Genomic DNA, 25,837 nt, shown 5'->3' on the forward strand with positions numbered 1-25,837 from the left:
CGGGCATCTCCCCCTCAAGGGGGGAGATCGGCAAGACGCATGCCCTTTGCTCAAACTGCTACGTCAACGATGGGCGAAACGCCGCTCCATCCAATCTCCCCCCTTGAGGGGGAGATGCCCGGCAGGGCAGAGGGGGGTGAGTCACACCCGCCACCTCGCCCTCCTCCTCCTTTTCGCCCTCACCCTCGCCGCCCCCCTCGCCCATGCCGCATCCCCGCTCGGCATCGGCTCGGCCGAGCCGGGCTTCAACACGACGGGCATGTTCGGCGGCCTCTTCGCCTGGATCAACGCGCAGCAGGTGGGCTTCTACCGGCTGATGACGGGCGCATTGAAAGAGATGCGGGAAACGCCGTGGGCGGCAGGAACGCTCGTCGGCCTTTCCTTCGCCTACGGTATCTTTCATGCCGCCGGCCCCGGCCACGGCAAGGCGGTCATCTCGTCCTACATGCTGGCGAACGAGGTGGAGCTGAAGCGCGGCGTCCTCCTCTCCTTCCTCTCGGCGATCCTGCAGGGCATCGTCGCGATCCTCCTCGTCGGCGCGGCCTATCTGTTCCTGCGCGGCACGACCGTCTCCATGACCGACGCCACCCGGGCGCTCGAAACGGGAAGCTACGCCCTCATCGCCCTCTTCGGCGCCTGGCTGCTCATCCGCAAGCTCGCGCCCGCCCGCCGCGTCCCGGCAATCGGCGCGCAGGCGGTGGAGGTTCACGGCACGCACGACCACGGGCATCATCACCACCACCATCATGCCGGAGAGGTCTGCTCGACCTGCGGCCACGCCCATGCGCCGGACCCGTCGCTCCTGAAGGGCGAGCGCTTCGCGCTGCGCGAGGCATGGTCGGCCATTATCGCCGTGGGGCTTCGGCCCTGCTCGGGCGCGCTGATCGTCCTCAGCTTCGCCCTGCTCAACGGCCTCTATCTCGGCGGGGTCATCGCGGTGCTCGCCATGTCGATCGGCACGGCCATCACCGTCTCGATCCTCGCCACCCTCGCCGTCACGGCCAAGGGCGCGGCCATGCGCTTTGCCGGCAACGGCACGCTTGGCGCGCGCATCGGCACCGCCATCGAGATCGGCGGCGCGCTCCTGGTCATGGTGATGGGCCTGCTGTTGCTCGGCGCTTCGCTTCAGGCCTAGTTTCCGCGCCGCCGCTGGTAGCGCGCCCGCAGCCAGAAGATGAGGAAGAAGCCGGCGACAAGGAGCGCGCCGAACGCGCCTGCCAGCCACGGCGAGACGGCGCCGAGCGCGATCATGATCTTCGGCAGGAAATAGAACGCGAGCCCCGTGCCGAAGAGGATGAGCAGCGCGGCCAGCGCCTGCGCCTTGCGCTCCGATGCCCCGCTCACGCCACGCCCGCCTTGGCGATATCGGCGCGGATATCTTCCAGCTTCCGCTTCTGCCGGCCGTCCGCGCCGAAATTCTCCGGCGACAGCCAGGCGTCGAAGGCTTTCGCCAGCACCGGCCATTCGCCGTCGATGATGGAGAACCAGGCCGTATCGCGGTTCTCGCCCTTGGACAGCATGTGCTGGCGGAAGACGCCCTCGAAGGTGAAGCCGAGCCGTGCGGCGGTGCGCTTGCTCGCCTCGTTGTCGTTGTGGCACTTCCACTCGTAGCGGCGGTAGCCGAGGTCCTCGAAGGCGTGCCTTGCGAGAAGATAGTGCGCCTCGGTGGACATCGGCGAGCGGGCCATGCCGGCGCCATGGGCGACGCCGCCGATCTCGACCACGCCGTTCGCCGGGTCGGGCCGCATGTAATGCGCCATGCCGACCGGCTTGCCGCTCGCCTTGTCGACAATGACCTCGCGCACCCAGCCGCCCTTGATCGCCTTTTCGGACCAGGCGTCGAAATCCTCGATGCCGGCGAAATCGGCCTGCGTGAAATAGAGGAGCAGCGGATTGATCTCCATGCCGCCGAAGGCCTCCCAGAGGGCTTCGAGATGGCGCGCGCGATCATAGGGCTCGAGGCGCACGGTGCGCCCTTCGAGCGTCACGGGCGCCGGCGGCGGGCAGCCCTTCCAATCCTTGAGATCGCGCATGGAAAATCCTCCTTCGGTCTGGCGAAGGGATAGAACAGCCGGACGGCCGGCGCAATGCGGAAAGCGGGGATCAGGCCTTGGCGGCCGAAACCGTCGCCTCGATATGGTCGACCAGCGCATCGGCAAGGCCGAGGCGACCGGCGAGAAGGTCGAGATAGCCGCGCTCGGCCCGCGTCTCCGGCTCGATGGCGAGGCGCGAGGCGGTGTAGAGCTCGACGCGCTGCTCCTCGGTCGCCGCCGCCGCAACGATGGCGTCGAGGTCGACCGGGTTGGCAAGCTCGTTTTCGAGGAACTGCGCGGCGTCCGCGCCAAGGCCGGAAACCTTCAGCTTGTCCATGATGCGGGCGCGCTCGGCATCGTCGATATGGCCGTCGGCGCGCGAGGCGGCGATCATGGCGCGCACAAGGATGAGGGCGAAATCCGTGCTGACGGCTTCGGGATGGAAGCCGGAATCGGCCGGCGGCGGCAGGAGCTCGGGCGTGCCGGCCTCAGCGCTTTCGGCCGGGCTCTGGCCGGTGCGGTAGTTCTTGTAGGCCTGGTAGCCGAGGCCGGCGATGGCGGCGAGGCTGCCGAGCTTCAGCGCCGAGCCCGCGACCTTGCGCCCGCCATCCGTGCCGAGCAGCACGCCGGCAATGGCGATGGTGGCCAGCGGATTGTCCTTGGCGAGCTGGGTGACCTGGCCGGCGCGCTCGCGCACCGTGCCGCCCGCACCGGGCACCTGCGAACCGAGGAACTGGTCAAGCAACGACTTGGCGTCAAACATGGGCGTCTCCGTTTCTCCCGTCTCGGCAAGGGCCGACTGCAAGGCAAGATAGGAAGGCGCGCCGCCAATTACAAACACGAATGGGCGGCCGGAAGCCGCCCATCCGCAAATCCTTTAGAACCCGTCTCAGGCCTTGAGCGCGGCCGCTTCCGCGGCGAGCTTCTCGATGCCCGCCCAGTCGCCCTTTGCAACAAGTTCCTTCGGCGCGACCCACGAGCCGCCGACGCACACGACGTTGGGCAGCGAGAGGTAGTCGTTGGCGTTCTTGAGCGAGATGCCGCCCGTCGGGCAAAACAGCGTGCCGGCAAGCGGCGAGGAGAGCGACTTGAGATAGGCCGCACCGCCGGCCTGCTCGGCCGGGAAGAACTTCAGCACCTCGTAGCCTTCCTCGCGAAGGCCCATGACCTCGCTGGCCGTCGCCGCACCCGGCAGGAGCGGGATTTCGGAACCGGCGGCGGCATCGATCAGCTCCTGCGTCGTGCCGGGGCTGACGATGAACTGCGAACCGGCCTCCACGGCCGCCTCGAACTGCGCGGCGTTGAGGATCGTGCCGGCACCGGCGACGGCGCCCTCGACCTCGTTGGCAACGGCGCGGATCGCCTCCAGCGCCGCGGTCGTGCGCAGCGTGATCTCGATGGCCTTGAGGCCGCCGGCCACCAGCGCGCGCGCCAGCGGCACGGCCGTCTTGACGTCGTCGATGACCAGCACCGGCACCACCGGCTGCAGCTTCAGGACGGAAAGGAGCTTGGCGTTTTTCTCGCGCATGGCACCACCTTTTAAAACGATTGAATTGAGCCCGGCATAGCGTGTCCGCCGCGCCCTGTCGAGCCTAAAGCACGATTTGCGGCCTTGTCATGACACACTTATCGTGTAGTCTTCCCCCGCCCAAGCCCCTCTCCAACCGCGAAAGCGAGCCTATGGCGAAAGAGATCGAGCGGAAGTTCCTGGTGTCGGGCCAGCGCTGGCGCACCTTCGCAGACGAAGGCATCGCCATAAGACAGGCTTACATCGTCGCCCAGGACGACCGTTCCCTCCGGGTCCGCCTCTACGGCGACGGGCGGGCGCGCCTCACCCTCAAGGTCGGCCATACCATGCTCGTGCGCGACGAATACGAATTCGACGTCGACCGCGACGAGGCGGAAGACATGCTGCGCCACGCCATCGGCAACGTCATCGAGAAGGTGCGCTACCGGGTGCCCTATGAGGGGCATGTCTGGGAGGTCGACGTCTATGGCGGCGTGCACCGGGGCCTGGTGATCGCCGAGGTGGAGCTTTCCTCCATCCACGACGAGCCGGCGCTGCCGAACTGGGTGGGCCGGGAGGTGACGGGCGAAAGCCGCTACTCCAACCAGTCGATGGCGCTCGGCGCCAGCACCGGCGAAAGCCTGCACCAGCTCACCTGAGGCGCTACGCCGCGCCGCATTGCCTGAAAAGCGGCAAGGCTGTATGGGACGGCCATGACAAACGAGATCCTTTCGCATGCCGGGGACGGCGGCTTCCTCGTCGCCGCGCTCTATCATTTCGTCCCGGTTCCGCATTTCGCGGCGCTGCGCGCGCCCTTGCAGGCGCTCTGCGAGGAGAACGACGTGCGCGGCACGCTGCTGCTTGCCCACGAGGGCATCAACGGCACCGTCGCCGGTCCGCCGGAGGGCGTGCGCGCCGTGCTTTCCTTCCTGCGCCGCCAGCCGGAATTTGCCGCGCTGGAGCACAAGGAGAGCCATGCCGCCGAAATGCCCTTCCTGCGCATGAAGGTGCGGCTGAAGAAGGAGATCGTCACCATGGGCGTCGAGGACATCGACCCCAACCGCTCCGTCGGCACCTATGTGGCGCCGCAGGACTGGAACGCGCTGATCTCCGACCCCGACACCATCGTCATCGACACGCGCAACGACTACGAGACGGCGATCGGCATGTTCAAGGGCGCGGTCGACCCGAACACCAAGACCTTCCGCGAGTTTCCCGACTGGGTGCGGAACAATGCGGGCCTGCACAACAAGCCGAAGATCGCCATGTACTGCACCGGCGGCATCCGCTGCGAGAAGGCCACCGCCTTCATGAAGGAAGAGGGCTTCGAGGAGGTCTACCACCTCAAGGGCGGCATCCTGAAATATCTGGAGGAAGTGCCGGCGGAAGAGAGCCTGTGGGAGGGCGCCTGCTTCGTCTTCGACGAGCGCGTCTCCGTCACCCATGGCCTTGCCGAAGGCGAGCACGAGCTCTGCCGCGCCTGCCGCCATCCGCTGACGGCCGAGGAGATCGCCTCCCCCCTCTTCGAAGCCGGCGTCTCCTGCCCCCATTGCCACGCCACCCGCAGCGAGGAAGACCGCCTGCGCTTCCGCCAGCGGCAGAAGCAGATGGACCTCGCGCGGAAGCGCGGCGAGCGGCATCTGGGGAAGTAGCTGCGAAAAGCCCCTCATCCGCCTGCCGGCACCTTCTCCCCGCAAGCGGGGCGAAGGGAATATGCCGCGCCGCTTACCTCGATCGACAACCGTTTGCAGGGCACGTCCCCTCTCCCCGTTTACGGGGAGAGGGTTAGGGTGAGGGGCAAGCGCTCACCCCGCCCGGTGGTTCCCCTTGGGAAACTCTCCCGCAAGCGCCGCGTACCATTTCCCACTCTTCTTCACCGTGCGCACCTGCGTGTCGTAGTCGACATGCACGATGCCGAAGCGCATGCGGTAGCCTTCCGCCCATTCGAAATTGTCCATCAGGCTCCAGGCGAAGTAGCCGCGCATCGGGTAGCCCTCGGCGATGAGGTCGGCGGTGACGGCAAGGTGCTCGGCGATGTAGTCGAGGCGGGGCTGGTCATCGACCGTGCCGTTCTCCACGCCCATATTGTAGCAGGCGCCGTTCTCCGTGATGTAGCAATCGGGCAGCCGGTAATCCGCGTTGAGCTTGCGGATGAGATCGCCGAGGGCCGGCGCGAAGACCTCCCAGCCGATATCCGTCTTGATATCCGCGACGGGCGGGGCGGGCACGGTCGCCGGGAACGCCGCCCCTTCGGCCGGATCGTTCGCGACGCGCATCGGCGTATAGTAGTTGAGGCCCCACCAGTCGAGCGGCTGGGAAATCGTCTCCATGTCGCCGGGCTCGATCTCCGGCATGCGGTCGCCGAGGGCGGCGAGGAAGCGTTCCGGATATTCGCCCTTGAAGACCGGGCCGAAGAAGACGCCGTTATGGAAATCGAAGGCGCGGTCGGCGGCCTCCCGGTCGGCCGCGCTGTCGCTGCCCGGATAGATCGAATGGGCGTTCAGCACGAGGCCGACAGGAAGCTCCGGCCGCTCGGCGCGGATGGCCGCAACGCCGAGGCCGTGCGCGAGATTGGTGAAGTGGAGCGCATGGAGCGCGGCATCCATGTTGCGCTCGCCCGGCGCGTGGATGCCGTAGAGATGGCTGAGCCAGACGGAGCACCACGGCTCGTTGAGGGTCGCCACCGCATCCAGCCGGTCGCCGAGCCGGGCGATGACCGTGCGGGCATAGCGCTGGAAGGCATAGGCCGTCTGGCGCGCCGTCCAGCCGCCGTCGCCCGCCAGCATCAGCGGCAGGTCCCAATGGTAGAGCGTGGCGAACGCCTTGATGCCGCGCGCCTTCAGGCCGTCGACGAGCCGGTCGTAGAAATCCAGCCCCTTCTCGTTCACCGGCCCCGTTCCCTCCGGGACGATGCGCGGCCAGGCGATGGAGAAGCGGTAGGCTTCGACGCCGAGCGAGGCGATGAGGTCGAGGTCCTCCTCCAGCCGGTTGTAGTGGTCGCAGGCGATATCGCCGTTTTGCCGGCCGAAGACCCGGCCCGGCATGTTGGAAAAGGCATCCCAGATCGACGGCTTGCGCCCGTCCATCTTCGCAGCCCCCTCGATCTGGAAGGCGGCGGTCGCCACGCCGAACACGAAGTCGCCGGGAAAGCGGTCGGCAAGGGTCTTGGGGTCGATCATCGGTCGTCTCTATGCTGGGAGGAGTTTTCCGCCGCGCGGCGGCATCTGCAACGTTGCAGTAAAGCGATTTCGCGAAAAGTCAATCGTGAAGCATGCCAAATCCATCCCGCACACCGAAGCGTCGGAGCCGTGCCGTGAGATGTGGATCCTCGGGTCAAGCCCGAGGATGACGAAGAGAGAGAGAGAGAGAGAGGGGCAGCGGCAAAAGCGACAGTGGCGCGTGCCGCCTCGGTTAATAGGACGCAATTGTTTCCGCTCCGTTGCCCGGACGTGATCCGGGATGACGAAAGCAGGAGGGGCGGTGCGTCATGCCGCGGCATCCACCGGATGGAGCGCCCCTCGCCTCCCCCGCCGTCATCCTCGGGCTTGACCCGAGGATCCACATCTCACGGCACGCCTTACCGGCCTGCCCTCAGACCTTCACCCACGCCCCATTGCGCTTCGAGGACTGCACGCAGGCATCCACGAAGAGCATGCCCTTGAGGCCGTCGTCCACCGTCGGATAGGTGACGGCAGGGTCGACCGCCGTGCCGCTTCGCCTGGCGTAGATGGCGCGGGCGGCTTCGGAATAGATGTTGGCGAAGCCTTCGAGATAGCCTTCCGGATGGCCCGACGGCACGCGGCTGACGCGGGCGGCGGCGGGGCCGGAGCCGGCGCCGTTTCGCGTGATGAGGCGCTTCGGCTCGCCGAAGGGCGTGTACCAGAGATAGTTCGGATCGGCCTGCACCCATTCGAGGCCGCCCTTCGTGCCGTAAACGCGGACCTTGAGGCCGTTCTCATGGCCGGGCGCGACCTGGCTGCACCAGAGCGTGCCCTTGGCGCGCACGCCGTCCTTCTCACGGAAGCGCATCATGACATGGGCGTTGTCGTCGAGCCGGCGGCCCGGCACGAAGCTGTCGAGATCGGCGGAAAGCTCCTCCAGCTCGAGGCCGGAGACGAAGCAGCCGAGATTGTAGGCATGGGTGCCGATATCGCCCGTCGAGCCGCCCGCGCCGGATTTCGTGGGGTCGGTGCGCCAGGCGGCCTGCTTCTGGCCGCTGCTCTCGATATCCTCCGTCAGCCAGTCCTGCGGATATTCCATCTGCACGAGGCGGATGGCGCCGAGCTCGCCACTCGCGACCATCTCGCGGGCCTGCCGGACCATCGGATAGCCGGTGTAATTGTGGGTGAGGACGAAGAGGGCGTCGCTCTCCTCGGCGAGCTTCTTCAATTTGCGCGCGTCGGCGAGCGTCGAGGTCAGCGGCTTGTCGCAGATGACGTGGATGCCGCGCTTCAAAAATTCCCTGGCGGCCTCGTAGTGGACGTGGTTCGGCGTGACGATCGCCACGGCCTCGATGCCGTTCTTCAGCTTCGCCTCGCGGATCGCCATCTCCTTGAAGCTGCCGTAGCTGCGCGAGGGGTCGAGCCCGAGTTCGCGCGCCGACTGCTCGGCCTTTTCCGGCGAGGACGAGAGCGCGCCGGCGACGAGCTCATAGTGATCGTCGAGCCTTGCGGCGATGCGGTGCACCGCGCCGATGAAGGCGCCCGACCCGCCGCCGACCATGCCGAGCCGGATGCGGGGTTGGCGCGACTCGCTTGCGCTTCCTTCGATTGCCATAATGTTCTCCTCAGACCTCAATTCCTGAAAAAGTCCCCCTCTGGCCTGCCGGCCATCTCCCCCACAAGGGGGGAGAAAATACGAGGCAGCGCCGTGGGTTAAGCCCCTCCCCCTTGTGGGGAGGGGTTTACCCTCTCACAGCCCCAGCATGCGCCGGTTGGCCGCCTGGTCCGTTCCCGCGTCCGCAAAATCGTCGAAGGCCTTTTCCGTGACGCGGATGATGTGGGCCTTGACGAATTCAGCCCCTTCGCGCGCGCCGTCCTCGGGGTGCTTGAGCGCGCATTCCCACTCGACCACCGCCCAGCCGGCAAAGTCGTTGGCGGCCATCTTGGAGAAGACGGCGCCGAAATCGACCTGGCCGTCGCCGAGCGAGCGGAAGCGGCCGGCGCGGTTCACCCAGCTCTGGTAACCGCCGTAGACGCCCTGACGGCCCGTCGGGTTGAACTCGGCATCCTTCACATGGAACATGCGGATGCGGTCCTTGTAGATGTCGATATTGTCGAGATAGTCGAGGCACTGCAGGACATAGTGCGAGGGGTCGTAGAGCATGCAGGCGCGGGCATGGTTGCCGGTGCGCTCCAGGAACATCTCGTAGGTGATGCCGTCGTGCAGGTCCTCGCCCGGATGGATCTCGTAGCAGACGTCGACGCCGCAGTCCTCGGCATGGCCGAGGATCGGCTTCCAGCGTTTCGCGAGTTCGTCGAAGGCCGTCTCGACGAGGCCGGCCGGGCGCTGCGGCCAGGGATAGACGAAGGGCCAGGCGAGCGCGCCGGAAAAGCTCGCCATCGCATTAAGGCCGAGGTTCTTCGAGGCGGTGAGCGCGAGCTTCACCTGCTCGACGGCCCAGGCCTGCCGCGCCTTCGGGTTGCCGCGCACTTCCGGCGCCGCAAAACCGTCGAAGGCCTCGTCATAGGCGGGATGCACGGCGACGAGCTGGCCCTGCAGATGAGTGGAGAGCTCGGTGACCTCGACGCCGTTCTCGCGCGCCTTGCCGGCGAACTCCTCGCAATAGGCCTTGGATTCGGCCGCCTTCTTCAGGTCGATGAGGCGCGCGTCCCAGGTCGGGACCTGCACGCCCCTGTAGCCGATATCGGCGGCCCATTTGGTGATGGCGTCCCAGGAATTGAACGGGGCGGCGTCGCCCGCGAACTGGGCGAGAAACAGGCCGGGGCCCTTGATCGTCTTCATATTCGGCGTCCTCCCATGGAGACCCGGCCATCCGCGCGGCCGGTCTGAGATGTTCTTGCGGTACGTACCGCAGCGCGTGGCAGGCTACCGGCCTTTGGCCGGTCGGGCAATGTGGAAATTCGGTGTCGGCACATCGGCGGAGCGGCGGGCGGCATAAGACGGGCTCGTAGCCCTCATGTCTTTTGCCTGTGCAGACTCCTTCGCTTGTGCCCGTTCCCCCTCTCCTCCGTCATGGTCGGGCTTGACCCGACCATCCACACCACGCTCGCGGCGGCGCATGGATCCTCGGGTCAAGCCCGAGGATGACGAAGGAGAGGTTTTCGGCTTCATCAGCGAACCGCCCGGGTCGTCATGTCCCGGGCGGCCCGCTTCGTCTTCAGATCAGAACGGGGAATCCGGGAAGTAGAAGTCCTTCGCATTGTCCTTCGTCACCAGCGTGGCGTCGATGGTGTAGACGCCGCGGACCGGGACCTGGCCGTAGAAGTTGGCGGCGGTCATTTCGAGCGCGGTGCCCACCATTGCCGGCGGATAGAGCACGTCGACCGGGATCATCTTGTCGCCGTCCATGACCTTCTTGATCATGTCCTTTGAGCCGGCGCCGGCGATGACATACTGGATGTCCGTGCGGCCGGCCTGCTCGATGGCCTGGAGGACGCCGACGGCCATGTCGTCGTCCTGGCACCATACGACGTCGATCTTCTGGTACTTGGTCAGGTAGTCCTGCATGACCTTGAAGGCGTCGTCGCGGTTCCAGTTGCCGTACTGGCGGTCGAGGATCTTGACGTTGGAGCCTTCGATGCCCTTGTCGAAGCCGTCCTGGCGCTGCTGGTCGATCGGGATCGCCATGCCGCGGATGACGACGACTTCGGCATCCGGCGTCGTGGTCTTGATGTATTCGCCGGCCGTCTGGCCGAGGGCGAAGTTGTTGCCGGCGACGTAGAGATCACGCACCGAATTGTCGTTGGTGCTCGGCGCACGGTCGACGAGCGCGACGAAGGTGCCCTTGTCCTTGACTTCCTTGATGGCGTTGACGAGCGGATCCGGGTCGGTCGGCAGGATGACGAGCGCGTCGATGCCCTGCGTCTCGAGGTCCTGCACGGCGTTCGCCTGGCTCGCCGGATCGGGCGAGGTCTTGACGATGACGTTGAGGCCCGGATTGCTGTCCATCAGGATCTTGGCGACGCGTTCGGCATGGTAGACGACGCCGGCCGTCCAGCCGTGGTCGGCGGCCGGGATCGACACGCCGATCGTCACCTTCTTGTCTTCCGCATGGACGGCGCCGGCGACGAGCGCCATGGCCGCGACCGTCAGGCCCAGTAGTTTCTTGCGCATGAGTTTCCTCCCAATATCAGGTCCGGTTCGAATGCCGGGCGACCCGTTACCCGGTTTTACGACTTGCGCACCAGCGAGCGCTGGACGAGCATCGCAATGATGATGATCGCGCCCTGGATGGCACCGATCAGGTATTCGCTGATGAAGTTGGAGAGCAGCATGATGTTGCCGACCAGCTCCAGGATGAAGGCGCCGCAGATGGTGCCCCAGACGCGTCCTGCCCCGCCCTTCAGCGCCGTGCCGCCGACGACGACCGCGGTGATCGCCTGCAGTTCCCACAGGATGCCGGTGGTGGCGGAGGTGGAGCCGAGGCGCGGCACGTAGAGCAGCACGGCGATGGCCACGCACAGGCCCTGGATGACGAAGGCGATGGTGCGCACGCGATTGACCGGGATGCCGGAATAGCGCGCGACGTCGCTGTTCGAGCCGACGGCGACGACATGGCGACCGTAGCGCATGCGGTAGAGGATGAAGGCGGCGACGGCGGTAACGGCGAAGATGACGACGATCGGCACCGGAACGCCGAAGATGTAGCCGAAATAGGCCGGGCGGTAGAGCGCCTGCAATTCCGGCTCGCGCAGCGTGATCGCGCCGCCCTGCGAGAGCCAGGTGGTGAGCCCGCGATAGATGCCCATCGTGCCGAGCGTGGCGATGAAGGGCTCGATCTTGCCGACCGTGGTGATGAGGCCGTTGGCAAGGCCGCAGGCCGCGCCGATGACGACCGTCAGCACGACGGCCGCTGCCAGCATCAGCGCCGGATCGGTGATGACCCCGGAATTCATGAAGAGGATCATGATCGAGGCGACGAAGGCGACCATGGAGCCGACCGAAAGGTCGAGGTCGCCCGCCGAGATGACGAAGGTGGCGCCGACCGCGATGATGGCGATGAAGGCGCTGCGCGTCGCGACGTTCGCAAGGTTGTTGAGGCCGATGAAGTTGGGGTTCACCAGCGCGCCGACGATGAGCAGCAGCGCAAGCGCGGCGAAGGGCGCGACGGCCCTCAGGTCCACGTCCCGCCAGCTCCGGCCCCGCGGCTTCGTTTCGACTGCGTCTTCCGTCATCTTCGTCCCCGACATGATTTCGTTGTTGTGGCGCCCGGCGAACCGCTCAGGCCGCGCTCTTCTTCAGGCCCGCCGAATAGCGCATGATCTCCTGCTCGGAGATCTCCTCGCCTTCGAGGATGCCGACGATCCGCCCTTCCCGCATGACGGCAACGCGCGTGCACAGGCCGATGATCTCCGGCATCTCCGAGGAGACGACGACGATCGACTTGCCGTCGCGGGCGAGCGCCGAGATGAAATGGTAGATCTGCTGCTTGGTGCCGACGTCGATGCCGCGCGTCGGCTCGTCGATGATGATGACGTCGGGCTCGGTCTCCATGACCTTGGCAAGCAGCAGCTTCTGCTGGTTGCCGCCCGACATGCGGCCGGCGACGACCCGCCCGTCGCGCACGCGGATGTCGAAGCGCCGGCGCGCCCGCTCCAGCGCGCCCGCCTCGCTCTTCGGGCTGAGGTAGCCGTATTGCCCGTGCTTATCCAGCGATTGCAGCGTGAGGTTGGCCGTCATGCGCGAGTTCAGCAGCAGGCCCTTGTGCTTGCGGTCCTTGGTCATATAGGCGATGCCGACGCGGTTGGCGGCATGGACGTCGCCGGAGGGCACGCTCTCGCCGCGCACGCAAACCTCGCCGGAAAGACGCGGGCGAAGCCCTGCCACCGCTTCCATCAGCTCCGTGCGGCCCGAGCCGATGAGGCCGGAAAAGCCGAGGATCTCGCCCTTGCGCACCTCGAAACTCGCATCCTTGACGTAGTTCGTCGAAAGCCCCTCGACCGAAAGCGCCACCTCCTCGTCGACGCTCGGCTCCTGCTTGGCGGGATAGAGGCTGGAAAGCTCGCGGCCGACCATGAGCTGGGCGATGGACTCGCCGTCGAGAATGCTCGTCGGCGCCGTCTTCACCCATTGCCCGTCGCGCAGCACCGTCACGCGGTCGGTGAGCTCCATCACCTCGTCCAGCTTGTGCGAGACGAAGACGAAGGACGTTCCCTGCTCCCTGAGCTTGCGCACCTGGCGGAAGAGGAAATTGGTCTCCTCGCGGGAGAGGACGGCGGTCGGCTCGTCCATGAAGATGATGCGCGCATCGCGGCTGATGGCCTTCGCGATCTCCACCATCTGCTTGTCGGCGATGGAGAGCGAGCTGATCTGCGCCATCTCGTCGACATGGGAGCCGAGCTGGTCGAGCACGCGGCGCGTCTCGGCGCGCATGAACTTGCGGTCGAGCACGCCGTAGCGCGTCACCTCGCGGCCGAGGAACAGGCTCTCGGTGACGGTGAGGTGTTCGGCGAGGTTGAATTCCTGGTGGATGATGACGATGCCGAGCGCCTCGGCCTGGCCGTTCGGCGGCAGCTTCACCGGCTGGCCGTCGAGCAGGATCTCGCCCGATGTCGGCTGCTCGAAGCCGGAGAGGATCTTTACCAGCGTCGACTTGCCGGCGCCGTTCTCGCCCATGAGCGCATGGATCTCGCCGGCGCGCAGCTCGAAATTGACGCTGAACAGCACCTGCACGCCGCTGAACGACTTGGAGATGCGGCGTGCGGCGAGAACGACGGGAGCCCCGTCGGCAGCCTGCGGATTCATGGATTTCCTCCCTGCGGCTCCTCGACCGCTTGGAGATGATGTAAACCTTTACACAGATCATGTAAAGGTTTACATCATGGGATATAAGGAATTTTCACCAAGCGCCGTTTGACCCGCGGGCCAGTCTGTGTAGTGTCCCCGCACATCCGTTCCTTCCGCGCGACTGGCGAGGCTGCCCGCTTCGTTTCTTGCCGGAATCCACCGCCGAGTGAGAGCCCATTTGTCGACGTCCAGCCCCGCCACGATCGAGGATGTTGCGCGCATCGCGCAGGTCTCGATCGCGACCGTCTCGCGGGCGATCCACACGCCGGAGAAGGTGGCCAACTCGACGCGGCTGAAGGTCAACCAGGCGATCGCCATCACCGGCTATACGACCAATGCGATGGCGCGGAGCCTCAGGCTCGGCCGGTCGAACATGATCCTCGTCGTCGCGCCCGACATCGGCGATCCGAACTTCTCCAACATCCTCGTGGGGCTGGAGAACGAGGCACGCTCGCACGGCTACGGCATCCTCATCGGCCATACGCAGAACGACCCGCAGCGCGGGCTCGAATACCTGAAGTTCCTCAATTCCAACCAGGCGGCGGGGCTCATCCTCTTCACCGGCATCCTGCCCTTCGGCCACCAGTCGATGACGGCGCGCCTGCCGCCGAGCGTCGGCGTCTTCGAGCCGGTTTATAACGGCGGCATTCCCTATGTCGGCGTCGACGATATCGAAGGGGCGAGGAAAGCCGTCGACCTTCTCGTCGCCGAGGGCCACCGCAAGATCGCCTTCATCGGCGATTCGCGCACGCGCCTTGCCTACAGCCGCCGCCGTCAGGGCTATGACGCGGGGCTGGACGCGGCCGGCGTGCCGGCACACGAGCGCATCATCCTCGAAGGCGACGGGACGATCGAGAGCGGGCGGCTGGCGCTGGAACAGCTCTTCATGCGCGACACGCTGCCGAGCGCCTTCATGTGCGTCAACGACCAGACGGCCATCGGCGTGATGATCGGCCTTCGCGCGCGCGGCTACGACATCCCCGCCGACTTTTCCGTGACCGGCTTCGACGACGTGCCGCAGGCGACCTTCATGACGCCCTCGCTGACGACGATCCGCCAGCCCCGCACCGCCATCGGCAAGGCCGCCATGGCGCTGCTGCTGGAACTCCTCTCCGGCGCTGAGCCGCCGGACGACGAGATCCTGCTGACGCCGGACCTCATCGTGCGCAATTCGGTAAGCGGCCCGGCGCGGCGATTTTTGAAGCGGTAGTCGCCGTTCGAATAAGACGGAACGCCCCTCATCCGGCCTGCCGGCCACCTTCTCCCCGCAAGCGGGGCGAAGGAGACAGGACGCACCGTTTTCCTCAAGTGATGTCTGCCGGACGGCACCTCCCCTTGCGCGGCCAAGCCTTCCCTAGGCCGCCCATTCGCCCGGTCAACTTTCCCCACCTAGCCCCCTCCTTACCCGGCCAAACCTCTCCTCCGTCATGCTCGGGCTTGACCCGAGCATCCACGCCTCACGCGCGGCTGGATCCTCGGCTCAAGGCCGAGGATGACGACGGTGGGTGGGGCAACGTGGGTGCAAAAGAGGGAGCGCGGCGAGTGGGTGAGGCAAAGTGGGGCAGGTGAGCGAGACAGCGAAGTGGAGACCCCGCAACGAAAAAGGGCGCCCGAAGGCGCCCTCTCCCGATGTCGCGAATACCGCTCAGACGTAGCGGTTGACCACGTTTTCCAGAAACTCCTGCCGGCCGGAGCGGGGCTCGGGGTTGACGCTGTTCTTCAGCACATGGGCTTCCAGCGCCTCCAGCGAGGAGCCGCCGGCGAGGATTTTCTGCGCCTCGGGCGTCTGCCAGCCGGCGTAGCGCTCGGCGAGCGGGCCGGAAAGGGCCTTGTCCTCGATCATCTTCGCGGCCGCCTTCACGCCGCGCGCGCAGCAATCCATGCCGCCGATATGGGCGATGAGGAGATCGGCCGGATCGGTCGACTGGCGGCGCAGCTTGGCGTCGAAGTTGGTGCCGCCCGTCGTGAAGCCGCCGCCGGCCAGCACCTGGTAGTAGGCCAGCGCCATTTCCGGCACGTTGTTCGGGAACTGGTCGGTATCCCAGCCGGACTGGTAGTCGTTGCGGTTCATGTCGATGGAGCCAAAGATGCCGAGCGCGTTGGCGAGCGCCAGCTCATGCTCGAAGGAATGGCCGGCGAGGATCGCATGGCCCTGCTCGATATTGACCTTCACCTCGTTCTCGAGGCCGTACTTCTTGAGGAAGCCGTAGACCGTCGCGACGTCGAAGTCGTACTGGTGCTTGGTCGGCTCCTGCGGCTTGGGCTCGATGAGGATCGCGCCCGAAAAGCCGATCTTGTGCTTGTATTCGACGACCATGTTGACGAAGCGGCCGAGCTGGTCGAGCTCCTGGCCGATATTCGTGTTGAGCAGGGTCTCGTAGCCTTCGCGGCCGCCCCAGAGCACGTAGTTGTCGCCGCCGAGGCGCTGCGTGGCGTCGATGCAGGTCTTCACCGTCGCGGCGGCGAAGGCGAAGACCTCCGGATCGGGGTTGGTGGCCGCGCCGCCCATGTAGCGGCGGTTCGAGAAAAGGTTCGCGGTGCCCCAGAGGAGCTTCACGCCCGTTGCGGCCTGCTTTTCGGCAAAGTAGTCGACGATCTCGTTGAGGTTCTTCGTGTTCTCGACGAAGTCCCTGCCTTCCGGCCGCACGTCCGCATCGTGGAAGCAGTAGAACGGCACGCCGAGGAGCTGGAAGAATTCGAAGGCGACGTCGGCCTTCAGCTTGGCGGCCTTCATCGTGTCCTCGAACCACGGGCGCTGGAAGGTCTGCCCGCCGAAGGGGTCGCCGCCCGGCCAGACGAAGGTGTGCCAGTAGGCGACGGCGAAGCGCAGGTGATCCTCCATGCGCTTGCCCGCGACGATCTCGTCGGGATTGTAGTGGCGGAAGGCGAGCGGATTGGTGCTCTCGGGACCTTCGTATTTGATCTTGGCGATATCGCCGAAGAAGCCGGTGGCCATGGATGTCTCCTCTTGGATTGTCGTTGATCAGTAGGCGGCGCGGATCGCCGGGTAGAGGCGGCGGTAGCGCTGGTAGGCGTCCTCGTAGGCGGCCGTCAGGGCCGCTTCCGGTTCGATGGTTTCGGCCGTCGCCGGCGCGGTCAGCACCTCGGCCGGGTTCGCGCCCGTGGCGGCGATGAGGCCGAGGCGGGCGGCGCCGAAGGCCGCGCCGAAATCGCCGTCCGCCGGCAGGTCGACAGGCAGGTTCAGCGCCGTGGCGATGGATTTCAGCCAGTAGTGCGAGCGCGAGCCGCCGCCGATGGCGGTGACGCGCGAGAGCCTCGTGCCGGCGGATTTCAGTGCTTCGAGATTGTCGCGAAGGGCGAAGGAAACGCCCTCCAGCACGGCCTGCGTCAGCACCGCGCGCCCGCTCTCATGGCCGAGGCCGAGGAAGGCTCCGCGGATGGCGGCGTCGTTGTGCGGCGTGCGCTCACCGGAAAGATAGGGCAGGAAGGTGACGCTCGACGGCGCCTTCAGCCCCTCGCCCAGCTCCGCCGTCAGGTCGGCGGCGGACGTGCCGGTGACGCGCGAATGCCAGTTGAGCGCATCGGTCGCCGAAAGGATGACGCCCATCTGGTGCCAGGTCTCGGGCAGCGCGTGGCAGAAGGCGTGGACGGCGCTTTCCGGGTTCGGCAGGTAGCGGGCATTGGCGGCGAAGAGCACGCCGGAGGTGCCGAGCGAGACGAAGGCCGCGCCCTCGCGCACCGTGCCCATGCCGCAGGCCGAGGCCGCATTGTCCCCCGCCCCGCCGGCGATGACGACGCCCTCCCCAAGCCCCCAGGCGGAAGCGAGCGCCGGCCGGAGGATGCCGCCAGGTTCCGTGCCTTCCACGAGGCCCGGCATCTGGCTTTCATCCAGATCGGTCGCGGCGAGGAGTTCGGCGGACCATTTGCGCGCGCCGGTATCGAGCCAGGACGTGCCGGCCGAATCCGACATTTCCGAAAGATGCTCGCCAGCCAGCCAGAGACGCAGGAAATCCTTCGGCAGCAGGACGCGGCGGACCTTGGCGAAGACGGTTGGCTCGTTGGCCTTCACCCAGGCGAGCTTCGGCGCCGTGAAGCCGGGGAAGACGATGTTGCCGGTGATCCTGCGGAAGCGCGGATCGGCATCGAGCGCGGCGGCCTCCTTGTGGCTGCGCGTGTCGTTCCACATGATGCAGGGGCGCAGCACGGCGTCGTCCGCATCGATGAGCGTTGCCCCGTGCATGTGGCCGGAAAGGCCGATGCCGCGCACGGCGGCGAAGGCCGCCGGGTGAGCGGCGCGCAGGCCGGCGACGGCCTCCTCCGTGGCGCGGATCCAGTCGGCCGGGTCCTGCTCCGACCAGCCGGGATGCGGGCGGCTGGTCGCCACCTCGCGGCTGGAGGCCGAGCCGACGACCTTCTGGTCGGCGTCGATCAGCATGGCCTTGACGCCCGAGGTGCCGAGGTCGATCCCGAGATACATCACGTTCTCCCTAGTTGCCGCCAGCGGCGGATGGGTCAACTGCGTCCGGTTCGGCCGGCAGATTGTCCCGGATGAAGATATCGAGGCGGATGCGCTCCTGCGCGGCGTTGACCGGCAGGCCGTCCGCCTTGGCGCGCAGCACGCGGACGGCGCTGCGCACCTCGTGGCCGGCATCCTGGTTGAGCACGGCGTCGACGAGGCCGTTTTCCAGCCCGGCGTGCGTCTCGGCCGTCAATTCGTGGGCGATGACGCAGACATCGGTGCGCCCCGCGGCGGCAAGCGCCCGGATGAGGCCGCGGTTGCCGGCGCCGAGGCTGTAGAGGCCGGCAAGGTCCGGCACCTCCGCAAGACACTCGGCGATCAGCGAGAAGGAGAGGTCCGGATCGTCCTGGCCTTCCAGCACCGGCAGGATGGCCCGGGCGACGGGCATGGCCGACATGGCGGCAAGGAAGCCTTCGAGGCGCTCGCCATGGTCGCGCACGCGCATGGAGCCGGCAAGCACCGCGACGGGGCCGGGCCGGGTGGCGAGGAAACGCCCCATGAGGCTGCCCGCCGTGCGGCCGGCGGCGATGTTGTCGACGCCGATGAAATGATCGCGGGCCGAGCCTGCAAGGTCGGAGACCAGCGTTACGAAGGGAACGCCCGCCGCCCGCGCCCGCTCGATGGCGGAGAAGACCTCGGGCCCGTCCACCGCGACGGCGGCGATGCCGGAGACATTCTCCGAGACCGCCGCGTCGATGGCGGCGGCGAGCGCGGCGGCATCGAAGGCGGGAACCGTGACGACGGAAAGCTGCGTGCGCTCGGCGGCCGAATGCAGGCCCGCGCGGCGCACTTCCGCTTCGAGTTCCCGCATGAAGGGATTGTCGCCCTCCGGCAGGATGAAGACGAGCGGGTAGATACGGCTCTTGGCAAGGTTCGCCGCCGCCACGTCGCGCACATAGCCGAGCGCTGCGATCGCCGCCTCGACCTTGGCGCGCGTGACGGCGCGCACGCCCGGCCGACCGTTGAGGACGCGGTCGACCGTGGCGAGGCTGACGCCCGCCTTGTCGGCAATATCGTGAACCGTGGGTCTCATCGCTCCTCCGTGCGCAGACCCTTAGAGGAATTTCTGATGTACGTAAATCAGAAATTACCGGCCGGAAGCCGGCGGACGTTTTTTTCAGGTCTTGAAGCGCTTGCTGAAGGCGTTCGTGAAGGCGGCTTCGCCGGGATTTTCGCCAGCCTCGCCAAGCACGACGTCCATGAAGGAATCGGTGATGCGCACGAGCGCGAAGCCGCCCATATAGGCCGCGACGGGCTTGAAGAGGTCGTAGCCTTCGCTGGCATAGATCATCGGCGTCGGGTGCTCGTGGCCGTGGAAGATGCCGACCACGTTGTAGCCCTTGAGGGCGGCCAGCAGTCCGGCGCGCTCGGCATCGGTCCACCAGTGCGCCGGGCCGCTGCCCTTCGGGTCGAAGGTCTCGGCGGCCGGGTCCCAGTGCTCCGTGGAGAAGGAATCCCAGCCGTAGTGCTGGAAGAGCACGACGGGGCGGCCGTCGGCGGCATAGGTCGCAAGGTCCTGCTGCAGCCAGGGAAGCCCGCTGATGGCGCCCTTCCTGTCGTCGCCGCCGAAGCGCTGGAGCTGGATGAGGTGCAGCCCGCCCCAGTCCCACGAATAATTGTCCGAATCGATGTCGTAGTTCCCCACCGGCACGGGCGCCTTGTAGAAGACGGTGGAGCGATGGTTCAATTCGACATAGTCGCGCAGCTCCCGGCGATACCAGTCGACATGCGGCTTCACGCCATCCTGGTCGAGGTCGTGATTGCCGAGGCCGCTATAGACCGGATAGTGCACGCGGTCGGGGCCGACGCCCTGCTGGTAGCGGCTGGAATATTGCTGGAGCTGGCGCCCCTCGCCCGGCACCTTCACCTGCCCGCCGCCGTCGTCCGTCAGGTCCCCGCCGATGACGAGGCCGAGAGGCGGCACGATGGCCGTGCCCGCGCCCGCAAGGCCGGTCCGCTTGCCGCCGATCTCCGCCGGCCAGGCCTGCCCGGCAAGGCCGTTCACCGCCGCGACATGCCGCAGCAGCGCCGCATCGGTCTTGCCCTCCGCCTCGCAGCCCGGGCTGAGCCCGTCGGCCGAAACGAGGCAGGCATGCACGTCGCTGGAAAAGAGGAAGGTCGCATCCGTTGCCGGCCGCCCCGCGGCCCGGCCCGGAAGGCCGGGAAGGGCAAGCGACAGGCCGAGGCCGCCGGCGGCGGCGAGGAAATGGCGGCGGGTGGGTGTGGGCGGCAAGGATATCTCCCGGGGCATCGATGGGCTTCCGCCATTGTGGCGGAAGAATCGATGCACCCGCAAGAGGTTGCCGGAGGCAGGCGGTCAGTGCCCGCCGCCGCCCCCGCCCATGCCGGACTGCGGCTTGCGGATCGCGAGCACGCAGACGACGAGCCCGCCGAAGAGGACCGTCAGCAGCAGGAAGATGTCGATGAGCGACATGATATAGGCCTGCTGATGCACCATGCCGGCCATCTTCTTGATGGCGATGGTGGGGCCGTCGAGGCCGTGGGCGGTGAAGTTGCCGGCCATGCTGCGCAGCCGCTCCAGCGCCTCGGGATTGCCCCACTGCACATGCTCGGACAGGCGCAGGTAATGCTCCTGCGTGCGCTGGGTCAGGATCGTGTTGATGATCGCAAGGCCGACGGCGCCGCCGAGGTTGCGCGTCAGGTTGAAGAGGCCGGACGCATTGCGGATGCGGTCGGGCGGCAGCGTACCGAGGGCCACGTTGTTGATCGGCACCATGCAGATCATCAGCGAGCAGCCGCGCAGGACCTGCGGAATGAAGAGCTCGTAGAAATCCCAGTCGGCCGTGAGTTGCGTCATCAGCCAAGTGCCGAGCGCAAAGCCGGCAAAGCCGATCATCATCATGATGCGCGGATCGAGCCTGGACGACATCATGCCGGCGATCGGCGCCGTGCAGAACATGGCAAGGCCCGAGACGAACATGGTCTCGCCGATCATCAGCGCATCGTAGCCGCGCACATGGGCGAGGAAGAGCGGATAGATATAGGTGAGGCCGTAGAGGCCGATGCCCATGGCGAAGGAGAAGATGGAGCCGAAGGCGAAGTTGCGGTCGGCAAACGCGCGCAGGTCCACCACCGGGAACGGCACCTTGAAGGCGCGCCAGAAGAAGACGATGGCCCCGATCGCCACGGCCAGCGAGCCGAGGACGATATGCTCGTCGGAGAACCAGTCCTTGTTGTTGCCCTCTTCCAGCACGTATTCGAGCGAGCCCAGGAAGACCGCCATGGAGGCGAGGCCCCACCAGTCGAAGCGCTTCAGGAGGCTGAATTCCGGCTTGTCGAAATCGATGAGGTTGAAGGTGACGACCGTGACGATGATGCCGGGGATGATGTTGACGAGGAACAGCCAGTGCCAGGAGAAGGCGTGGCTGAGATAGCCGCCGACCGTCGGGCCGATGGTGGGGGCGAGCGTCGCGACGAGGCCGATCATCGGCGAGACGACGGAACGCTTGGAGGGCGGGAAGATGGTGAAGGCGGCCGCGAAGACCGAGGGGATCATGCCCCCGCCGATGAAACCCTGGATGGCGCGGTAGACGATCATCTGGTCGATGTTCGTGGCGGTCGCGGCAAGGGCGCTGGCGAGGGTGAAGCCGGCGGCGGAGAAGCTGAACAGGATGCGCGTCGAGACGATGCGCGCAAGGGTGCCCGACAGCGGGATCATGATGACTTCGGCGATGAGATAGGAGGTCTGCACCCAGGCGATCTCATCCGCCCCCGCGCCGAGACCCGCCTGGATTTCCGAGAGCGAGGCCGAGACGATCTGAATGTCGAGGATCGACATGAACATGCCGAAGACCATCGCGAAGAACGCGATGACGCGCCGGGTGGGAACCCGGTCGGCATGGGCCGGCGCTGCGGCAAGCGCGCCGGCAGTCATTCGAGCGGTCGCCGCCATGGCCCGCGCTCCTTGTCTGGTGCACCCTGCAGGCGGCGCTGGTGCCGGCCTGCAGATGCGGTGAAACGATAATGCCTTTAGTTCGCGTCGGCCGGCGCCGTGCGGCTGTCGACGTCGACGACCACGGAGAGCCCGGCCCGGAGCTTGCCCGTCTCCAGCGCGTCCTTCGGGATCGCGATGCGGACCGGCACGCGCTGCGTGACCTTGGTGAAGTTGCCCGTGGCGTTCTCCGCCGGCAGCAGCGAGAAGACCGAGCCGGAGGCCGGCGCGATGGACTGGACCGTGCCGACGATGTCGTCGTCCTCGTAGGCATCGACATGCAGGTGCACCTTCGAGCCGGGAACGAGATGGGCGATCTGCGTCTCCTTGAAGTTCGCCTCGATATAGAGGCCCTTCACCGGAACGAGCGCGGCAAGGCGCTGGCCGGCCGAGACGAGGTCGCCGACCTGTACCGAGATATTGCCGACGACGCCGTCATAGGGCGCCTTCAGCACGGTGAAGCCGAGGTCGCGGTCCGCCTTGGCAAGCGCCAGCTCCAACGTGCGGATGCCGCTTTCGGCCTCCGTACGCTGCGCCTGGAGCACGGCGATATTCGCCTTGGCGGCGACGATATTGGCATCGGCCCCGACGAGGTTGGCCTTGGCCTGGTCGAGCGCGACGGTCGCGCTGTCGAGCGAGGCGGCGGTGCCGACGGCCTTGACGTTCAGTTCCTTGGCGCGCTTCTCGGCGACTTCCGCGCCGCTGAGGGCGGCCTGGTAGGCCGTCTTCTGGGCCTCGGCCTGCGCAAGGCTGGCGCGGGCCCCCTCGATCTGCGCGTCGATGCGGTCGAGCGCGAGCTTCTGGGTGGCGATCTGCGCCGCGGCCTGCTCCTTGGCGAGGCGATAGTCGCCGTCGTCGAGGGTGACGAGCGGATCGCCGGCCTTGACCGTCTGGTTGGCGACGACGTTCACCGCCGCGACATAGCCGGAGACCTTCGGCGAGATGGAGGCGATGTCGCCCTCGATATAGGCGTCGTCCGTGGAGATCATGAAGCGGCCGTTCGTCCACCATTGGTAGCCGTACCAGCCGCCGGCGGCGAGCAGCGCCACGGCGAGGATCGGCAGCGCCATGCGGCGGCCGCCCTTCTTCTTCTCCGGTTCCGCGACGGCGGCGGTGGCAGGGGTCGCCTCCGCGGTCGTCACCGGCCGGGCCTCGGCGGTTTCGGCTTCAAAATCATCATTGACCGGACGAACCTTCGCCGTGCCGGCGCCATGGGAAGTCGACATTGGCTTGCCACCATACTTTGTGATAAAATTCCGAACTGAACCGTTCGGTTCGATTTGACATAGCTCTCTTTCTCGCGCATATCAAGTGAAATCGAACCGGGTGGTTCGAAATAGTTGAGACATGGTTTCAGACACGGGCAGCGAAATGCACACGACGGAAGACACGTTGGCCATCCCGCATACGGGCCGCCGCGTCGCCGGCGAGGATCCGGCAAAACGCGAACAGATCCTCGACGGGGCGAAACGCGTGTTCATGGAGCAGGGTTTCGAAGCGGCCAGCATGAACGACATCACGCGGGCCGCGGGTGTCTCCAAGGGCACGATCTACGTCTACTTCGAGAACAAGGAAGACCTGTTCGGCTACATGATCGAGCGCGAGCGCGGGCGGATCACCGAGACGGTGCGCCATGCGCTCGACAGCCGCAAGCCCATCGCAGAGACCCTGTGGGAATTCGGCACGCTCTTCGCCACCCACATGACGGCGGACCACACCATCCGCGCCATGCGCATGGTGATCGCCGCCAACCATCGCCTGCCGATGCTCTGTAGCCGCTTCTTCACCGCGACGCCGATCAATCCCGTCTCGGTGCTGCAGGCCTATCTCGACCGCCAGGTGACCGAGGGCACCGTCGTGTGCGACGACACCGTGCAGGCCGCCAAGCAGTTCATCGAATTGACGACCGTCGGGCTCTTCAAGCCGCGCATCTTCGGCGCCATGGAGGAGGTGCCGACCGCAGCGGCGATCGAGAAGAACGTCACCTCCGCCATCCGCGTCTTCCTCGCCGCCTACGGCGCGAAGGCGCAAACACCCGCGGTCGATGACGAATTCGTGAAATAAGCGGCAGGCGCGGCCTGCCCGTCTTGCCAGACGGCGGATTCTCCATACATACGGAAAGCCCATTCCAGCACCGTATTCAGGGAGAGGAGACCGGATGGACAGCCTTCTTGCGCTCATGCAGGACCCCGCCGCGTGGATCGCGCTCGTCACGCTCGTCGTGATGGAAGTCGTCCTCGGCATCGACAACCTCATCTTCATCTCGATCCTGACGAACAAGCTGCCCGCCGAACACCGGGTCCAGGCCCGCCGCATCGGCATCGGGCTGGCGCTCGTCATGCGCCTCCTGCTGCTCGGCACCATCGCCTGGATCGTCCAGTTGACGACGCCGGTCTTCACCGCCTTCGGCCACGGCTTCTCGTGGAAGGACATGATCCTGATTGCCGGCGGCCTCTTCCTCGTCTGGAAGGCGACGAAGGAGATCCACCACAATGTCGATCCGATCGACCACAAGGAGGACATGGTCGGCGGCGCCGTCACCACGAGCTTTGCCGCCGCCATCGGCCAGATCCTGCTGCTCGACCTCGTCTTCTCCATCGACAGCATCATCACCGCCGTCGGCATGACGCCGCACCTGCCGATCATGGTGGTCGCGGTGCTCGCCGCCGTCACGGTCATGCTGGTGGCCGCGACGCCCCTTGCCAACTTCATCGAGAAGAACCCGACGATCGTCATGCTGGCGCTCGCCTTCCTCCTGATGATCGGCACGACGCTGATCGCCGAGGGCATGGGCTTCCATGTGCCCAAAGGCTACGTCTACGCCGCCATGGCCTTCTCGGCGCTCGTCGAGGTGCTGAACATGTTCTCCCGCAATGCAAGGCAGAAAAACAAGGGCACGGGCGGGCATTGAGGGAAAGGGAGCGCCCGCGAATCGCGGGCGTCTCCGTGCAGGCGATGGTTAGCGGAACGGTAACGAAAGAGGGCTAAATTTACGCAATCAGAGCTTTCGGCGGCCCGCGGCGGGTCGTCCGGTAAAACGAGGATTGTGTCTTGAGTATCCGTCGATCGACCGCAATGACTGCGGCCGCCCTCCTTCTTGCGCCCGTTCCCGCCCTTGCGGGCGATTACTTCTGGTCCGGCGACTGGTATCTGAAGGTCGGCGCCGCCGGCTTTTCCGCGCCGCGCTACGAGGGCTCGAAAGGGCATCTCTTCCAGATCACGCCGCTGATCTCGCTCGGCAAGGCGGGCAGCGCGGTCCGCTTCTCCTCGCGCAACGACAACCCGTCCTTCGCACTCATCGACAGCGGCGCCTTCCGGGCTGGCGCGACGGGCAAGCTCATCATGCCGCGCGACGAGGACGATTCGGCCGATCTCAAGGGCTTGACGCCGGTGAAGTTCGGCGGCGAGCTCGGCGGCTTTGCGGAAGTCTACCCGACGGATTTCCTGCGCGTGCGCGGCGAAGTGCGCCGCGGCATCCGCAGCCATGACGGCGTCGTCGCCGATATCGCGGCTGACGCCTTCGTCGATGTAGCGCCGAACGTGCGCGTTTCGGCCGGCCCGCGCATGACGCTCGCCTCGAAGGACTACATGCAGGCCTATTACGGCGTGAAGCCGAGCCAGGTGGCGGCCTCCGGCCTTGCCGCCTACGATCCGTCCGGCGGCCTCCATTCGGTCGGCGTCGGCGCGGCGATCACCTGGCAGGTGAGCGAAAACATCGAGACGATCGCCTTCGCCGAATACAAGCGCCTCATGGGCCCCGCAGCCGATTCGAGCCTCGTCAAGCAGCGCGGCGACCGCGACCAGACCCTCATCGGCGTTGCCGCGACCTATCGCTTCGGTTTCACCGTGCCCTGAACGGCCTGCGGCCGCGTGCCGGCTTGACCGGGGCGCGGCCG

The 25,837-nt window shown here is 66.6% G+C and carries 23 protein-coding genes; 7 read left to right on the forward strand and 16 right to left on the reverse strand.

Translation table 11 applies throughout. From position 1 onward, the window contains the following. Positions 1–136: 136 nt before the first annotated feature. Positions 137–1,135: a nickel/cobalt transporter gene (locus tag ACZ5TO_RS13565; RefSeq protein ID WP_464798445.1), complete on the forward strand. Its 999-nt coding sequence runs from the start codon at positions 137–139 to the stop codon at positions 1,133–1,135. On the opposite strand, the gene ACZ5TO_RS13570 is transcribed toward ACZ5TO_RS13565, so the two are convergent. The 4 genes from ACZ5TO_RS13570 to ACZ5TO_RS13585 all read right to left on the reverse strand — a co-directional run bounded on the left by ACZ5TO_RS13570 (position 1,132) and on the right by ACZ5TO_RS13585 (position 3,561). Beyond that, positions 1,132–1,344: a hypothetical protein gene (locus ACZ5TO_RS13570; protein WP_464798446.1), complete on the reverse strand. Its 213-nt coding sequence runs from the start codon at positions 1,342–1,344 to the stop codon at positions 1,132–1,134. The two genes, ACZ5TO_RS13565 and ACZ5TO_RS13570, sit on opposite strands and share 4 nt — an antisense overlap. Beyond that, the gene (locus ACZ5TO_RS13575) at positions 1,341–2,033 is read right to left on the reverse strand and encodes a GNAT family N-acetyltransferase (RefSeq protein ID WP_464798447.1); all 693 of its coding nucleotides are present in this window, start codon (positions 2,031–2,033) and stop codon (positions 1,341–1,343) included. The genes ACZ5TO_RS13570 and ACZ5TO_RS13575 overlap by 4 nt, the downstream gene beginning before the upstream one ends. Before the next feature lie 70 nt (positions 2,034–2,103). After that, positions 2,104–2,796 (reverse strand): tellurite resistance TerB family protein, encoded by a 693-nt coding sequence (locus ACZ5TO_RS13580; RefSeq protein WP_464798448.1) that lies wholly within the window; start codon positions 2,794–2,796, stop codon positions 2,104–2,106. 126 nt (positions 2,797–2,922) lie between these two features. Next, complete coding sequence (locus ACZ5TO_RS13585; protein WP_184143886.1) at positions 2,923–3,561, reverse strand: 2-dehydro-3-deoxy-phosphogluconate aldolase; 639 nt, start codon at positions 3,559–3,561, stop codon at positions 2,923–2,925. Positions 3,562–3,713: 152 nt separating this feature from the next. Between ACZ5TO_RS13585 and ACZ5TO_RS13590 the strand changes: the two genes are divergently transcribed. Together ACZ5TO_RS13590 and trhO are read left to right on the forward strand one after the other, a co-directional pair. After that, on the forward strand, positions 3,714–4,199 hold the full coding sequence (locus tag ACZ5TO_RS13590; protein ID WP_184143884.1) for a CYTH domain-containing protein: 486 nt from the start codon (positions 3,714–3,716) through the stop codon (positions 4,197–4,199). 54 nt (positions 4,200–4,253) lie between these two features. Continuing rightward, complete coding sequence (trhO, locus tag ACZ5TO_RS13595) at positions 4,254–5,192, forward strand: oxygen-dependent tRNA uridine(34) hydroxylase TrhO (protein WP_464798449.1); 939 nt, start codon at positions 4,254–4,256, stop codon at positions 5,190–5,192. Positions 5,193–5,345: 153 nt separating this feature from the next. On the opposite strand, the gene ACZ5TO_RS13600 is transcribed toward trhO, so the two are convergent. The 6 genes from ACZ5TO_RS13600 to ACZ5TO_RS13625 form a co-directional block, all read right to left on the reverse strand. After that, positions 5,346–6,719, reverse strand: coding sequence for a GH1 family beta-glucosidase (locus ACZ5TO_RS13600; protein ID WP_464798450.1), 1,374 nt, complete (start codon positions 6,717–6,719; stop codon positions 5,346–5,348). A gap of 412 nt (positions 6,720–7,131) precedes the next feature. Beyond that, positions 7,132–8,316 carry a Gfo/Idh/MocA family protein gene (locus ACZ5TO_RS13605; RefSeq protein WP_184143878.1) on the reverse strand — a complete coding sequence of 395 codons (1,185 nt, stop codon included), beginning with the start codon at positions 8,314–8,316 and terminating at the stop codon, positions 7,132–7,134. A gap of 135 nt (positions 8,317–8,451) precedes the next feature. Beyond that, positions 8,452–9,504, reverse strand: coding sequence for a sugar phosphate isomerase/epimerase family protein (locus ACZ5TO_RS13610; RefSeq protein ID WP_464798451.1), 1,053 nt, complete (start codon positions 9,502–9,504; stop codon positions 8,452–8,454). A gap of 381 nt (positions 9,505–9,885) precedes the next feature. After that, positions 9,886–10,836 (reverse strand): substrate-binding domain-containing protein, encoded by a 951-nt coding sequence (locus ACZ5TO_RS13615; RefSeq protein WP_184143875.1) that lies wholly within the window; start codon positions 10,834–10,836, stop codon positions 9,886–9,888. A 56-nt stretch (positions 10,837–10,892) separates the two neighbouring features. Continuing rightward, positions 10,893–11,897, reverse strand: coding sequence for an ABC transporter permease (locus tag ACZ5TO_RS13620; protein WP_464798452.1), 1,005 nt, complete (start codon positions 11,895–11,897; stop codon positions 10,893–10,895). Between the two features lie 46 nt (positions 11,898–11,943). Next, positions 11,944–13,467, reverse strand: coding sequence for a sugar ABC transporter ATP-binding protein (locus ACZ5TO_RS13625; protein WP_464798453.1), 1,524 nt, complete (start codon positions 13,465–13,467; stop codon positions 11,944–11,946). 220 nt (positions 13,468–13,687) lie between these two features. On the opposite strand from ACZ5TO_RS13625, the gene ACZ5TO_RS13630 reads away from it, so the two are divergent. Continuing rightward, on the forward strand, positions 13,688–14,719 hold the full coding sequence (locus ACZ5TO_RS13630; RefSeq protein ID WP_184143869.1) for a LacI family DNA-binding transcriptional regulator: 1,032 nt from the start codon (positions 13,688–13,690) through the stop codon (positions 14,717–14,719). Between the two features lie 435 nt (positions 14,720–15,154). On the opposite strand, the gene xylA is transcribed toward ACZ5TO_RS13630, so the two are convergent. The 6 genes from xylA to ACZ5TO_RS13660 form a co-directional block, all read right to left on the reverse strand. Further along, positions 15,155–16,465: a xylose isomerase gene (xylA, locus tag ACZ5TO_RS13635; protein WP_464798454.1), complete on the reverse strand. Its 1,311-nt coding sequence runs from the start codon at positions 16,463–16,465 to the stop codon at positions 15,155–15,157. Between the two features lie 27 nt (positions 16,466–16,492). Continuing rightward, entirely contained in the window at positions 16,493–17,947 is a 1,455-nt protein-coding gene (gene xylB, locus ACZ5TO_RS13640) for a xylulokinase (RefSeq protein ID WP_464798455.1), read from the reverse strand. A gap of 10 nt (positions 17,948–17,957) precedes the next feature. Beyond that, positions 17,958–19,022: a LacI family DNA-binding transcriptional regulator gene (locus ACZ5TO_RS13645; protein WP_464798456.1), complete on the reverse strand. Its 1,065-nt coding sequence runs from the start codon at positions 19,020–19,022 to the stop codon at positions 17,958–17,960. A gap of 84 nt (positions 19,023–19,106) precedes the next feature. Beyond that, on the reverse strand, positions 19,107–20,222 hold the full coding sequence (locus tag ACZ5TO_RS13650) for a metallophosphoesterase (protein ID WP_464798457.1): 1,116 nt from the start codon (positions 20,220–20,222) through the stop codon (positions 19,107–19,109). 84 nt (positions 20,223–20,306) lie between these two features. Beyond that, positions 20,307–21,902, reverse strand: coding sequence for a DHA2 family efflux MFS transporter permease subunit (locus tag ACZ5TO_RS13655; RefSeq protein WP_184146148.1), 1,596 nt, complete (start codon positions 21,900–21,902; stop codon positions 20,307–20,309). Between the two features lie 77 nt (positions 21,903–21,979). Continuing rightward, positions 21,980–23,167: an HlyD family secretion protein gene (locus tag ACZ5TO_RS13660; RefSeq protein ID WP_464798458.1), complete on the reverse strand. Its 1,188-nt coding sequence runs from the start codon at positions 23,165–23,167 to the stop codon at positions 21,980–21,982. A gap of 121 nt (positions 23,168–23,288) precedes the next feature. Between ACZ5TO_RS13660 and ACZ5TO_RS13665 the strand changes: the two genes are divergently transcribed. The 3 genes from ACZ5TO_RS13665 (at position 23,289) to ACZ5TO_RS13675 (ending at position 25,796) form a co-directional block, all read left to right on the forward strand. After that, positions 23,289–24,005 carry a TetR/AcrR family transcriptional regulator gene (locus ACZ5TO_RS13665; protein ID WP_464798459.1) on the forward strand — a complete coding sequence of 239 codons (717 nt, stop codon included), beginning with the start codon at positions 23,289–23,291 and terminating at the stop codon, positions 24,003–24,005. Between the two features lie 94 nt (positions 24,006–24,099). Beyond that, positions 24,100–24,852, forward strand: a complete 753-nt coding sequence (locus ACZ5TO_RS13670) for a TerC family protein (protein ID WP_464798460.1) — start codon at positions 24,100–24,102, stop codon at positions 24,850–24,852. A 164-nt stretch (positions 24,853–25,016) separates the two neighbouring features. Then, on the forward strand, positions 25,017–25,796 hold the full coding sequence (locus ACZ5TO_RS13675; RefSeq protein ID WP_464800395.1) for a MipA/OmpV family protein: 780 nt from the start codon (positions 25,017–25,019) through the stop codon (positions 25,794–25,796). Positions 25,797–25,837 lie beyond the last annotated feature (41 nt).

Source organism: Shinella sp. Sh6 (genome assembly GCF_055392685.1).

Excerpts from the sequence above, each read along its gene's own strand:
- ACZ5TO_RS13575 (WP_464798447.1), bottom strand. The coding sequence starts at position 2,033 with ATGCGCGATCTCAAGGATTGGAAGGGCTGCCCGCCGCCGGCGCCCGTG.
- ACZ5TO_RS13580 (WP_464798448.1), bottom strand. The coding sequence starts at position 2,796 with ATGTTTGACGCCAAGTCGTTGCTTGACCAGTTCCTCGGTTCGCAGGTG.
- ACZ5TO_RS13585 (WP_184143886.1), bottom strand. The coding sequence starts at position 3,561 with ATGCGCGAGAAAAACGCCAAGCTCCTTTCCGTCCTGAAGCTGCAGCCG.
- ACZ5TO_RS13590 (WP_184143884.1), top strand. The coding sequence starts at position 3,714 with ATGGCGAAAGAGATCGAGCGGAAGTTCCTGGTGTCGGGCCAGCGCTGG.
- trhO (WP_464798449.1), top strand. The coding sequence starts at position 4,254 with ATGACAAACGAGATCCTTTCGCATGCCGGGGACGGCGGCTTCCTCGTC.
- ACZ5TO_RS13600 (WP_464798450.1), bottom strand. The coding sequence starts at position 6,719 with ATGATCGACCCCAAGACCCTTGCCGACCGCTTTCCCGGCGACTTCGTG.
- ACZ5TO_RS13605 (WP_184143878.1), bottom strand. The coding sequence starts at position 8,316 with ATGGCAATCGAAGGAAGCGCAAGCGAGTCGCGCCAACCCCGCATCCGG.
- ACZ5TO_RS13610 (WP_464798451.1), bottom strand. The coding sequence starts at position 9,504 with ATGAAGACGATCAAGGGCCCCGGCCTGTTTCTCGCCCAGTTCGCGGGC.
- ACZ5TO_RS13615 (WP_184143875.1), bottom strand. The coding sequence starts at position 10,836 with ATGCGCAAGAAACTACTGGGCCTGACGGTCGCGGCCATGGCGCTCGTC.
- ACZ5TO_RS13620 (WP_464798452.1), bottom strand. The coding sequence starts at position 11,897 with ATGACGGAAGACGCAGTCGAAACGAAGCCGCGGGGCCGGAGCTGGCGG.
- ACZ5TO_RS13625 (WP_464798453.1), bottom strand. The coding sequence starts at position 13,467 with ATGAATCCGCAGGCTGCCGACGGGGCTCCCGTCGTTCTCGCCGCACGC.
- xylA (WP_464798454.1), bottom strand. The coding sequence starts at position 16,465 with ATGGCCACCGGCTTCTTCGGCGATATCGCCAAGATCAAATACGAAGGT.
- xylB (WP_464798455.1), bottom strand. The coding sequence starts at position 17,947 with ATGTATCTCGGGATCGACCTCGGCACCTCGGGCGTCAAGGCCATGCTG.
- ACZ5TO_RS13645 (WP_464798456.1), bottom strand. The coding sequence starts at position 19,022 with ATGAGACCCACGGTTCACGATATTGCCGACAAGGCGGGCGTCAGCCTC.
- ACZ5TO_RS13655 (WP_184146148.1), bottom strand. The coding sequence starts at position 21,902 with ATGGCGGCGACCGCTCGAATGACTGCCGGCGCGCTTGCCGCAGCGCCG.
- ACZ5TO_RS13660 (WP_464798458.1), bottom strand. The coding sequence starts at position 23,167 with ATGTCGACTTCCCATGGCGCCGGCACGGCGAAGGTTCGTCCGGTCAAT.
- ACZ5TO_RS13665 (WP_464798459.1), top strand. The coding sequence starts at position 23,289 with ATGGTTTCAGACACGGGCAGCGAAATGCACACGACGGAAGACACGTTG.
- ACZ5TO_RS13670 (WP_464798460.1), top strand. The coding sequence starts at position 24,100 with ATGGACAGCCTTCTTGCGCTCATGCAGGACCCCGCCGCGTGGATCGCG.
- ACZ5TO_RS13675 (WP_464800395.1), top strand. The coding sequence starts at position 25,017 with ATGACTGCGGCCGCCCTCCTTCTTGCGCCCGTTCCCGCCCTTGCGGGC.